10 protein-coding genes are annotated in these 11,072 nt (G+C 69.6%); 5 read left to right on the top strand and 5 right to left on the bottom strand.

Translation table 11 applies throughout. From position 1 onward, the window contains the following. Positions 1-194 precede the first annotated feature (194 nt). The 5 genes from AGRA3207_RS18320 to AGRA3207_RS18340 all read left to right on the top strand — a co-directional run bounded on the left by AGRA3207_RS18320 (position 195) and on the right by AGRA3207_RS18340 (position 4,893). Positions 195-1,244: a cation diffusion facilitator family transporter gene (locus tag AGRA3207_RS18320; protein ID WP_231335923.1), complete on the top strand. Its 1,050-nt coding sequence runs from the start codon at positions 195-197 to the stop codon at positions 1,242-1,244. Then, a complete protein-coding gene (locus AGRA3207_RS18325; RefSeq protein WP_231335925.1) occupies positions 1,208-1,414 on the top strand; it encodes a hypothetical protein in 207 nt (68 codons plus the stop codon). Before AGRA3207_RS18320 ends, AGRA3207_RS18325 begins: the two co-directional genes overlap by 37 nt. A 183-nt stretch (positions 1,415-1,597) precedes the next feature. Beyond that, complete coding sequence (locus tag AGRA3207_RS18330) at positions 1,598-2,416, top strand: SDR family NAD(P)-dependent oxidoreductase (RefSeq protein WP_231335927.1); 819 nt, start codon at positions 1,598-1,600, stop codon at positions 2,414-2,416. A gap of 371 nt (positions 2,417-2,787) precedes the next feature. Continuing rightward, positions 2,788-3,465, top strand: a complete 678-nt coding sequence (locus AGRA3207_RS18335) for a type 1 glutamine amidotransferase (RefSeq protein WP_231336315.1) — start codon at positions 2,788-2,790, stop codon at positions 3,463-3,465. Positions 3,466-4,068: 603 nt separating this feature from the next. Then, positions 4,069-4,893 carry a DUF3050 domain-containing protein gene (locus AGRA3207_RS18340; protein ID WP_231335928.1) on the top strand — a complete coding sequence of 275 codons (825 nt, stop codon included), beginning with the start codon at positions 4,069-4,071 and terminating at the stop codon, positions 4,891-4,893. A 44-nt stretch (positions 4,894-4,937) separates the two neighbouring features. Here the strand turns inward: AGRA3207_RS18340 and AGRA3207_RS18345 are convergent, their stop codons facing one another. The 5 genes from AGRA3207_RS18345 to AGRA3207_RS18365 all read right to left on the bottom strand — a co-directional run bounded on the left by AGRA3207_RS18345 (position 4,938) and on the right by AGRA3207_RS18365 (position 11,020). Next, positions 4,938-6,056: an acyl-CoA dehydrogenase family protein gene (locus AGRA3207_RS18345; RefSeq protein ID WP_231335929.1), complete on the bottom strand. Its 1,119-nt coding sequence runs from the start codon at positions 6,054-6,056 to the stop codon at positions 4,938-4,940. Positions 6,057-6,097: 41 nt separating this feature from the next. After that, a complete protein-coding gene (locus AGRA3207_RS18350; protein ID WP_231335932.1) occupies positions 6,098-7,330 on the bottom strand; it encodes an acyl-CoA dehydrogenase family protein in 1,233 nt (410 codons plus the stop codon). Positions 7,331-7,403: 73 nt separating this feature from the next. Next, positions 7,404-8,966 (bottom strand): AMP-binding protein, encoded by a 1,563-nt coding sequence (locus AGRA3207_RS18355; protein WP_231335934.1) that lies wholly within the window; start codon positions 8,964-8,966, stop codon positions 7,404-7,406. 43 nt (positions 8,967-9,009) lie between these two features. Then, entirely contained in the window at positions 9,010-10,632 is a 1,623-nt protein-coding gene (locus AGRA3207_RS18360; RefSeq protein ID WP_231335936.1) for a (2,3-dihydroxybenzoyl)adenylate synthase, read from the bottom strand. Positions 10,633-10,672: 40 nt separating this feature from the next. After that, a complete protein-coding gene (locus AGRA3207_RS18365) occupies positions 10,673-11,020 on the bottom strand; it encodes a DUF2218 domain-containing protein (protein ID WP_231335937.1) in 348 nt (115 codons plus the stop codon). Between the last annotated feature and the right edge of the window lie 52 nt (positions 11,021-11,072).

Consider the following 11,072-nt stretch of genomic DNA (forward strand, 5'->3'; position numbering starts at 1 on the left):
AATCTATCGGCGTAGCGTTGTTTGTTGCGCATCATTGGCAGGCACTTATCAAAAGTTTTTGTCGAGATGCTGCAAACGGTTTTTTCGGCCATCCTGGGCAGATGAGCGGTTTGCCGGCTGCCAGCGGACACGGGCACGGGCACGGGCATGAGCACGGGCGCGGGCGGGGTGGCGGGTCTCGGCTGTGGAAGCGGATGACGCACGTGGTGCGTCCGCATTCGCATGAGACGGCCGACAAGGTCGATTCGGCGCTGGAGTCCTCGGCCGAGGGGATGCGGGCGCTGTGGATCTCGCTGGCCGGGCTCGGCGCCACCGCGGTCGTCCAGGCGGTCGTCGTGGCGCTGTCCGGCTCGGTGGCGCTTCTGGGGGACACGTTGCACAACGCGGCCGACGCCCTCACCGCCGTTCCGCTGGGGGTCGCGTTCCTGCTCGGCCGCCGTCCGCCGACCCGCCGGTACACCTACGGGTACGGACGCGCCGAGGACCTCGCGGGGGTCGTGATCGTGCTGACGATCGCCGCGTCCTCGATCGCGGCCGCCTACACCGCCGTGGACCGGCTCCTGCACCCCCAGGAGGTCACCGGCGTGGCCGCCGTCGCGGGCGCAGGGCTGGTCGGCTTCGCGGGCAACGAACTGGTCGCGCGGTACCGGATGAGGGTCGGACGCAGGATCGGGTCGGCCGCCCTGGTCGCCGACGGCCTGCACGCCCGCACCGACGGCTTCACCTCGCTGGCCGTCCTGGCGGGCGCGGGGGGTCTGGCGCTCGGATGGCGATGGGCCGACCCCGTCGTCGGGCTGCTCATCACCGCCGCCATCCTGACGGTGCTGCGCCAGGCCGCCCGCGAGGTGTTCCGGCGGCTGATGGACGCCGTGGACCCGGCCCTGGTCGACCGCGCGGAGGCGGCGCTGCGCGCGACTCCCGGGGTCCTGGACATCGGCCGGGTCCGGTTGCGCTGGATCGGTCACCGGCTGCGCGCCGAGTGCGAGATCGTCGTCGATCCCGGCGTGTCGGCCGTCCGGGCGCACGCGGTGGCGGCCGAGGCCGAGCACGCCTTGATCCACTCCGTCCCGCATCTGACGGCGGCGCTCGTGCACGCCGACCCGCTCCCCCGCGACGGCCTGGACCACCACGCCGTGCTCGCCGGCCACGGCCTCGATCCTGCATTCCAGCGGGGACGCGATGGAGATCGCGGTCCAAGGACGGCCGGATGGTCGGCGTGCGGGGCTCGGCCGGGGACCGGGTGAACCGAGGGCGGCTCGGCCCCAAGGACCTGTACGGATGGCAGGCGGCCCAGGGCGCCCGCGACACCGGGTTGCCGCGGGTCGTCGAGCGCTGCCACCCGGACACCCTGCGGCAGATGCGCTGGGCCAACGCGCACCTCAAGCAGATCAGCGCCCAGGTGCTCAACAGCTGAACGACGGCCTCGGACGACCGGCGTCCACGAGGTCGCCGCTGCTCGGGCCGGGTGGCCCTCGCCTGGAGCATGCCCCGCCGAGGCGCCCGGTGCAGGTTTATCACCGGCACGAAGGGCAGGGGCCGGACGAGCGGGCCGTCGGGCAACGGCCGTGATCGTCTTTCAGGAACGGGGTGGCTCACCATGACCGGGACGTCCGAGAAGACGACATCGCTGGCCGTGGTGACCGGCGCCTCCAGCGGGATCGGCCGCGAGCTCGCGGCCGAGTTCGCCCGTCACGGCTTCGAGGTGGTGATGGCCGCCGAGGACGAGGGCGTGGACGAGGCGGCGCGCAGGGTCTCCGACGAGACCGGCGGCGTGACCGAGCCGGTCCGGGTCGATCTCGCGACCTCCCAGGGGGTGGAGGAGCTCTACGCCGCGATCCGGGCACGGGGGCGCCCCGTGGACGCCCTGGCGATCAACGCCGGTGTCGGCGTCGCGGGAGACTTCTCCCGCGACACGGAACTGGCGGACGAGCTGCGGCTGGTGGACTTGAACGTGCGGTCCGCCGTCCACCTGGCCAAGCGCGTGCTCCGGGACATGGCCGGACGAGGCGAGGGCCGGGTGCTGTTCACCTCGTCGGTGGCGGCGACCGGGCCGGGCCCCTACCAGGCGACCTACGCCGCGTCGAAGGCGTTCCTCTCGTCCTTCTCGCAAGCGTTGCGGCACGAACTGCGGGAGACCGGCGTCACCGTCACCGCGCTCCTTCCCGGCCCCACCGAAACCAAATTCTTCGAGCGGGCCGGCCTCCAGGACACCCGTCTGGGGCAGATGGACAAGGACGACGCGGCCCAGGTCGCCCGGCAGGGCTTCGAAGCGCTCATGGCCGGCAAGGACCACGTCGTCGCGGGTTCGTTCCGCAACAAGGTGCAGGCCGGCGCCTCCCGAGTCGTCTCCGAGCCCGCCAAGGCCAAGCTCCACGGCAAACTCACGGAACCGGGCTCGGGATCCGATTCGAAATGAAATTCAAAGGCCGTAAATGATCTCCATCAGGGTCATATGAACGCCTTGGAAGTCTCCCATTAAAAGGCGTCTCCGGTCACTTGAAAGGTCGCCTTCCGGGTTCGCGGTACTAGCGAGCGTAAATGCGTCCCGGCCATCTGATGACTGAGCGTGCATGACGTCTCTCCGTCCTCGGTGATGCTCTTCACAACACCTTCGATTGCTTTCGACCTATGGGTGGACGATGTCGATGATTGTGATCAACACTATGTCTTCCCGTACTCACGGTATTGATCCGCAGAAGTGTTCTCGTCTCTGGTATCGCGCGCACTCCGGCTGTAAAATCAAAGGACAGGTCTCCTGAACAGGAGGGAGGTTGCCACTTGCGCGCAATGGTCATCCACCATCACCTCGGGGACTCGGGCGGATTCATCAGTGATGAGTTCCGCCGTAAAGGTGCGGAAGTCACGTCGCACCTGTTTCCCCATGATGGCCCGCTTCCGTCCCCGCAGGACGCCGACCATGTGATCATTCTCGGGGCCGCCGCGTCGGTCAACGACGAAGGTCCCGCCCGTATCTGGATCGAACAGGAACAAGAGTGGCTGAGGACGGCCGACCGGATGGGCGTGCCCATCCTCGGAATCTGCTTCGGGGCCCAGATGCTCTGCGCCGCCTTGGGGGGTGAGATCGTCACGGCCCCCCGCAGGGAACTGGGGTGGACCATGGTCGAACCGGTCGATTCCGCCGTAATTCCCCCGGGCCCCTGGATGCAGCTCCACTCGGACGGGTGCCTGCCTCCACCGGGGGCGAGGATTCTTGCCCGGAACGACATGGGAGTGCAGGCGTTCTCACTGGGGCCGCATCTCGCGGTCCAATTCCATCCCGAGTTCGACAAGGCACATCTTCACCGATGGATGGAGGGTGGCGTACGCGAGGTGTTCCTGCGGGAGGGGCAGGATCCGGACGCACTTCTCTCCCAGACGATAGCCGAGGAGCCCGAGGCCCGAGCACGTGCCGGCGTCCTGGTCGCCACCGCGCTGGCCCAGGCTCGGCGTTCCGTTATCCGCTGACCACGGATCGACACCGATTCCCTATCCGGCCGGCCGGGTCGCGACCCGGCCGGCCGGCGCTTTCAGCGGGAGTGGTGTCAGGCGCGGCCCCGCGGCGCGACCGGTCGGGTTCGGCCTTTCATACCCGCTGCGCAATGGTGACCGTCTGTCGATCGGCAGATCACCGTCGGTCGGACTCCCGGCTTTAACACTTCGCATGAAGGGCGGGACAGGGACACTCCGGTAATCCCGGCCCACCCGTCTCAAAAGCATCTTTCGCCTGCAATTAACCACTCCAGTCCGCCAGGTCGGCGGTGTTCAAGGTTAGTACCCCATGACTTGACCGCATTGCCGAATCAAATTAGCATACGAGGTAGAGTGAACTATTCGATATGCGAACGGAGGCACGGCACGCCGACCAGAATGCGCGCGACCAGTGCCTGCATATAATCCGGCCCTCGCAGGAGGAGCCCGGATGCACGGCATATTGTTTCACTCTGCGGGCCGGCCGTTTCTTGGGACGGACCGGCGAACACGCCACGCAGGCGATCGTCCGCGCGCCACGACCAACTGTGAATTCGACACCAGCCTCCCCGCAGATCGATCCACCGCACAGGAAAGGGAATGCGCATGTCCCGATACGATTGGGGAACGGCCAACCCCGGCGTCGATCAGCTCAAGGCAGCTGTGGAGCCGGCCAGGCAGCGGGTGATCAGCCACCCGATGTACCGTTCCCTCGACGAACTGCCCACGGTCGTCACGTTCATGGAGCACCACGCCTTCGCGGTATGGGACTTCATGTCCCTGCTCAAGGCACTCCAGGCACAACTCACCTGTGTGCAGATCCCCTGGGTGCCGCAGGGCCCGACCGGAAGCCGGCGCTTGATCAACGATATCGTCCTCGTCGAGGAAAGCGACGAATTAGGCGGCGGCTTCATCAGCCACTTCGAGCTCTACCTCGACGCCATGGCCCAGGCCGGGGCCGACACCACGCCGATCGACGCGTTCCTCACGCAGCTGCGCGACGGCGAACCCGTCCTGACCGCCCTCAAGAAGGCCGGGGCGCCGGAGGCCGCGGCCGAGTTCGTCGCCACCACCTGGGGCTTCATCGAAGGGAGCCCTCTGCACTGCCAGGCGGCGGCCTTCGCCTTCGGGCGCGAGGACCTCATCCCCGACATGTTCGACCAGGTCGCGGTGCTGAACCAGCAGCTCGGCGACCGCCTCTCGATCTTCGTCGACTACCTTCGGCGGCACATCCAGGTCGACGCCGAGGAACACACGCCCATGGCCATGCAGATGCTCGCCGACATCTGCGGCGATGACACCGCCAAATGGGATGAATGCCGCGAGACCATCGAGACCGCGTTCGCGGCGCGGATCAAGCTCTGGGACGGCATTCTCGCCCAGGTCCGCCCGGGTTCCCGAAGCCAAGCCGATCTGGTGACGTAGGAACGGAAGGTGCCGGGCGGAATCACCGCCCGGCACCGTCGTCACTACAGGCCGAGCGCGCACGACACCCGCTCGCCATGGAAATCGGCGTCGCCGAAGGACAGCGAACCCGCCACGGCGTGGCGCAGATAGAAGTGCAGGTCGTGTTCCGCGGTGTAGCCGATGGCACCGTGCACCTGATGGCCACGCGCGCAGACCCGCTGATAGGCCTCGCTGACCCACGCCTTCGCCGACGCCACGGTCAGCGGGTCACCGGACCCGGCGTCCAGGGCGCACACCGCCTCGTAGGCGATCAACCGGGAGCCGAGCACATCGACGGCCATGTCCGCGCACAGGTGCTGGACGGCCTGGAACGCCCCGATCGGACGGCCGAACTGCTCGCGGATCGTCGCGTACTCCACGCTCATCTCCAGCACCCGGCGGGCGCCTCCGGCCATCTCCACGCAGGTCGCGGCGGCCCCGCGGTCATCGATGAACTCGACGATCCCCGTACCGGCCCCCGGCTCCCCGAGGACCCGCGACCTCGGCACCCGGACGTCCGCGAACCGCAGCCGGTACTGCGGCTCGTTCCCGACGACGTCGAGCGGGGAGCACTCGATGCCCTCCGCGTCGGCCGCGACCATGAGGACCGTCAGCTCGTCGGCCGCGCCCGTCTGCGTGACGACCAGGAACTCCTCGGCCACCGCCGCGTGCGGCACGAACCACGCGGTGCCGCGCAGGACGAAGCCGTCCTCGACCTCGGCGGACCGCACCTGCGACCCCTCACGCCCCCAGCCGCCGCCGGCCGCCGCGCGCGCGTAGGCGAAGACCTGCCCTTCGGCGATCGCCGGAAGCCAGCGTTCGCACTGCTCCGGTGTGCCGAACCGCCCGATCGCCGGCCCGGCGCACACCGCGGTCGACAGCAAGGGCGTGACCAGCTGGTGCGCGCCGAGCTCCTCGATCAGCAGGCACGTCTCCAGCAGGCCGCCGCCGGCGCCGCCATGGCGCTCCGGCACGGCCAGCCCCGTCCACCCCTGCTGGACCATGGCCTTCCACTCCGTGCGGGCGTCGCCCGGCTGCACCGCGCTCCCCTCCCGGGCCGCGCAACGCTGGAACCTGCCCTTCAGGAACCCGGCCGCGGCGCCGCGGATCTGCTCCTGTTCCTCCGTCAGCGAGAACTCCACTGTCGTCACCTCCGCTAGAAGCCCGCCGGGAGCGCCGTCGATCAGGATCGCGGCAGCCCGAGCCAGCGGTACGCAATGATCTGACGCTGAATGTCCGACGCCCCCCCGATGAACGTCGCCGAGATCGAATCCAGCCGGAGATGCGCGAACAGGGCGTCGAGCGGGGCGCCCTCCCGCTGCCACAGGCCGGCGGACTGCCCGAAGGCCGACATGCCGGTGCGCGCCAGCCGCTGGTTCAGCTCGGCGCCGAACAGCAGGCTCGCGGACGCCTCGTAGCCCGGCGTCCGGCCGGCGGACTGCTGGTCCACCGTGTAGCGGGCGAGGTTGTGCAGCACCCGCGTCTCGACGTACCTGTCGGCGATCTCCCGCCGGAGCGCGCCGGACGTTCCTCGCGAACCGGGATCGGCCGACCGTTCCTTGAGGTACCCCACCAGACGGGAGAGCACCGTCTGGTATTTGATCGTCGCCCCGATCCCGGCGCGTTCGTAGCCCAGCGCCGTCATCGCGACCGCCCAGCCGCCGTTCTCCGCGCCGAGCCGGTCGGCGACCGGCACCCGCACGTCGTCGAAGTACATCTCGTTGAACGGCTGGGAGCCGCGGATGTCGGTGATCGGGCGGATCGTGACGCCCGGTGCCCGGGTGTCGATCAGCAGCATCGTGAGGCCCCGGTGCCGGTAGGCGTCCGGGTCCGTCCGCACCAGGACGAACAGCCGGTCCGCGTACTGCGCCAGCGACGTCCACACCTTCTGGCCGTTGACGACGTACTCGTCGCCCTGCCGCGTCGCCGACGTGCGGAGCGAGGCGAGGTCGGAGCCGGAGTCCGGCTCCGAGAACCCCTGCGCCCAGGTCACCGTCCCGTCGGCGATGCCGGGCAGGTACCGGGAGCACTGCTCGGACGTCCCGTGCTCCAGCATGGTGGGCGCGAGCAGCAGCGCGCCGATGCTGTTGACCGTGGGCACCTCGGCCCGCATCAGCTCCTCTTGGAGGATGAGCTCCTGCCGCGCGGTGAAGCCGGCGCCGCCGTACTCGGCGGGCAGCCGCGGCGAGATCCACCCGCGTTCGGCCAGCGCCGCCGCCCAGGCCGCGGCGGCCGCCCGCCGCGCCGGGTCGGGGGCGACGCGGTCGGACGTCCACTCGTAGCCCAGGACGTCCTCGGGTTCGAGGCTGTTCTCGGCGTCCGGGTCGGGCACGTACCCGGCGGGAAACCGTTCGTGGATGAACGCCCGGATGTCGGCCCGCAACGCGGCCTCGTCCTCGGTGTCGGCCCAGTCCACGGTCGTCCTCCTTGTCGATGGCGCGGGGGCGATGGAACCGGCGGCCGCGGGGTCCGCGGCCGCCGTGGCGCGCTCAGGTGGCCGCCGGTGACCATTCGCTCTTGCCGCGCAGCAGATACTTCGCGACCTTGTCGGTGGTCGTGCGGGGCAGGGAGTCCACGAGCTCCACGTACCGGGGCACCATGAACCCAGGCAGCCGTTCCCGGCAGAACTCCACCAGTTCCTCGGGCGTGGGCGACGCGCCCTCCGCGGGGACCACGACGAGCTTGACGTCGTCCTCGCCCAGTTCCGACGGGACGCCGAACGCCGCGCACTCCAGCACCTGCGGGTGGAGGTTCACCTCGCATTCGATGTCGAACGCGGAGATGTTCTCGCCGCGGCGCCGGATCGCGTCGCGCATCCTGTCCACGAAGTAGAAGTAGCCGTCCTCGTCCTGCCAGACGCGGTCCTTCGTGTGCAGCCACATGTTCCGGAAGCACTCGGCGGTCTCGGCCGGCGCGCCGTAGTACCCCGTGGTGACGATCGACGGGACCTTGGGCCGCACGACGAGCTCACCGCTCTCGCCCGGCCCGAGCAGGATGTCGTTGTCGTCCACCACGGCCACGTCGAAGAGGTCCGAATGGGCCTGCCCGCAGGAGCCGACACGCCATTCCCCGTAGGGGCTGGCGACGGGGAGGCCCGCCTCGGTGATGCTGTAGGTCTCCACCGCCCGCACCCCGAACCGGTCGTGCAGGGCCTCGTCGAGGACGGACTTGCCGACGTAGAACATCTCCAGCGGGTGGTCCTTGTCCCGGGGGCCGGGGGGCGCGCTCATCAGGATCGGGATGATGCAGAACACGCTCATCGCGACCTGCGCCTGGAACGTCCGCACGTCGTCCCAGAAACGGGACGCGCTGAAGCGGGGGACGATCGCCACGGAGCCGCCGCACAGCATGGCGGAGAACAGCCCGTCCCAGAGCCCCGAGGCGTGGTAGAGCGGCAGGGGGCAGTAGCTCGTCTTCCCCCAGCGGTCGAGGAAGTTCAGAGAGTCCAGGGAGCAGGTGAGCGCATGCGCGTGCGAGACCATGACCCCTTTGGACGGGCCGGTGGTCCCCGACGTGTACATGATCGCCTGCTGGTCGTAGAAGGCGACCGGGACGCGCGGCGGCTCCGCTTCGCCGAGCAGGCCCACCAGCGCCGACGCCGCCAGCCCGACCGGGGAGCGCGCCTCCCGGACCGCGGAGTCCCCGCACAGGACGATCTGTTCGAGGTGCGGCAGCCGCGGCACCAGCGGGGGGATCCGCTCCAGGTAGAGCGTGTCCATGACCAGGAGCTTCGCGTCGGAGTTGTGCAGGACGTGGCGGAGGATCTCGCCGTGGTACTCGGTGTTCACGGGCACGGCGACGGCCCCGAGCCGCGCCAGCGCGAGGATGACGTGCACGATGTCCGGCTTGTTGGGGAGCATGATCGCGACGTGGTCCCCGGGCTCCACGCCCAGCCCGAGCAGCCCCTGCGCCACCCGGTTGACCATCTCGTCGACCTCGCCGTACGTCAGGTCCCCGTCCCGGAATCTCAGCAACGTGTCGGCACGGTGCTCGCGCACCGCCTTGTCGAGCACATTGCCGACGACCAGCTCCCCTAAGATCTCGTATTTCATCGCTGGAACCTCCACCACCGCGTCGAATTCGAGTCTTCGTCGTTCATTCCACGCCCCCATCCAGCAGTGCGGCCAAAACGTTCTTGTCCATTTTTCCGACCGGCGTCAGCGGCATCTCGTCGAGCACGCGCACCTCGTCCGGTGTCTTGTAGGCGGCGAGCCCCCGCTCGGCGAGGTACGCGGCCAGGTCCGCGCGCGTGGGCGCCTGCGGCCCCGCCGGCACGACGAACGCCACCGTCCGCTCGCCCAGGACGGCGTCCGGTTCCGGCATCAGCGCGACGGACGAGATCCCCGGGTGCGCCTGGAGGTGCCCCTCGACCTCGGGCGCCGCGATCTTCTCCCCGCCCCGCTGGATCTGCTCCTTGGTGCGCCCCATCACGATCAGATGGCCCGAGGGGAGCCGCCGGACCAGGTCACCGGAGCGGTAGAACCCGTCGAGGAAGGACTTCTCGTTGTGCTCCGGCGCGCGGTAGTAGCCGCACATCGTGTAGGGCCCCTTGGTGAGGAGCTCCCCGACCTCGCCGTCCGGCACGTCGGCGTCGTTCTCGTCGACGACGCGCACCTCGTCGTCGGGTGAGACCGGCTTGCCCTGCGTCGTGCTGACGATCTCCACCGGGTCGTCCAGCCGGGTGACGCAGTGCAGCCCCTCGGACATGCCGAACGCCTGGACGATCGTGCAGCCGAACCCGTCGATCATCTGCCGGGCGACGTCGTCGGCGAGCCGGGAGCTGCCGATCTGCATCACCCGGAGGGTGGAGAGGTCGACGTCGGTGGCCGCCGCCTCCTCCAGCCAGAGCGGGGCCAGCTGCGGGTTGATCGCCGTCGCCGTCACGCCCTCCTGCTCGATCAGGTCGAAGCAGTAGCCGGGGTCGGGGTTCTCGGCCAGCACGACCTTGCCGCCGCGTTCGAGCGTCCCGAGCACCCCCGGGCAGTTCATCGTGTAGTTGAACGCCACCGGCAGCGCGGCCAGGTAGACGGTGTCCTTGTCGTAGCCGAGCACGTCCGCGACGACGCGGCCGTTGTACTGATAGTCGTCGTGGGTGCGCGGGATGAGCTTCGGGCGTCCGGTGCTGCCACCCGACAGCAGCAGCAGGGCCATGTCCGAGGCGTCCGCCGGGTTCTTGACCGGGTCGGCGGAGGGGTCGGCGATCACGTCCTCGTAGTCGGTGAAACCGGTCGTGCCCGGGTCGCCGACGACGATCACGTGCTTGAGCCAGGGGCTCTCGGCACTGACCTCGGCCGCCAGCTCGCGGTAGTCGAACTGCGCGACGACGTCCGGGACGACGTAGGTGGCCGCCTCGGACAGCCGGGCCAGATGGATCATCTCGCTGCGCCGGTGCCCGGGTTGGGCGTGCACGGGGATCGCGCCGAGGTTCAGCAGCCCGAACCACAGCACGAGGAACTCCGCCCGGTTCGGCAGCTGCACCAGCACGCGGTCCCCGGCCGAGAGGCCCAGATCGCGCAGGCCCCGGGCGGCCCGGCCGGCCTCCTCGGCGAGCTCCCGGTAGGACAGGCGCCTGTCGTCGTCGACGACCGCGACCCGGTCGCCGAAGGTCGCCGCCATCCTTTCCAGCAGCTCGGGGTAGGTCTCACCGCGCCAGTAGCCGGCGGCCCGGTACCGGGCGGCGTCCTCCTCCGGCCACGCGACCATGTCGACGGTCGTCATCATGAAGTCCTTCCACGCGATGCCCCGACCACGGTGTCGATCACTGCGGTCCGCTCCTCGAGGCCGGAGCGGTCGCGTCCGGCGTCCCGCCGGGTCCTTCCTTGAACTTCTCCCACTCCAGCGACAGCCCCTCCCTGCGGCCGAAACGCTCGATGTCCTCCGAAAGCCGCGGGCACACGAGGTCGTGGAACCCGGGGTGCTCGCTCTCGACCGTGATCGTCAGTTCCCCGGCGTCCGCCGACATCGTGCAGTCGCCCTGGGTGAAGCGGGCGACCGCGGAATCGGAGCCGATCTCCCGGACCTCGGCGCGGCGGCTGAGGTGCTGGCAGAGCTGCTTGAGGTAACGCTCGCCACGCGTGGTCCGCGTGACGCCGACCGAGGTGTACATACGGAAAGCTCCTGTGCGGTGGATGCGGATGGATCCGATGCGGCCGAGGGCG

Origin of the sequence: Actinomadura graeca (genome assembly GCF_019175365.1) — a bacterium.
GTDB classification, from domain to species: Bacteria; Actinomycetota; Actinomycetes; order Streptosporangiales; family Streptosporangiaceae; genus Spirillospora; species Spirillospora graeca.

What these genes read in the sequence shown, in the direction of transcription:
- AGRA3207_RS18320 (WP_231335923.1), top strand. Translation starts at nt 195, where the DNA reads ATGACGCACGTGGTGCGTCCGCATTCGCATGAGACGGCCGACAAGGTC.
- AGRA3207_RS18325 (WP_231335925.1), top strand. Translation starts at nt 1,208, where the DNA reads ATGGTCGGCGTGCGGGGCTCGGCCGGGGACCGGGTGAACCGAGGGCGG.
- AGRA3207_RS18330 (WP_231335927.1), top strand. Translation starts at nt 1,598, where the DNA reads ATGACCGGGACGTCCGAGAAGACGACATCGCTGGCCGTGGTGACCGGC.
- AGRA3207_RS18335 (WP_231336315.1), top strand. Translation starts at nt 2,788, where the DNA reads ATGGTCATCCACCATCACCTCGGGGACTCGGGCGGATTCATCAGTGAT.
- AGRA3207_RS18340 (WP_231335928.1), top strand. Translation starts at nt 4,069, where the DNA reads ATGCGCATGTCCCGATACGATTGGGGAACGGCCAACCCCGGCGTCGAT.
- AGRA3207_RS18355 (WP_231335934.1), bottom strand. Translation starts at nt 8,966, where the DNA reads ATGAAATACGAGATCTTAGGGGAGCTGGTCGTCGGCAATGTGCTCGAC.
- AGRA3207_RS18360 (WP_231335936.1), bottom strand. Translation starts at nt 10,632, where the DNA reads ATGACGACCGTCGACATGGTCGCGTGGCCGGAGGAGGACGCCGCCCGG.
- AGRA3207_RS18365 (WP_231335937.1), bottom strand. Translation starts at nt 11,020, where the DNA reads ATGTACACCTCGGTCGGCGTCACGCGGACCACGCGTGGCGAGCGTTAC.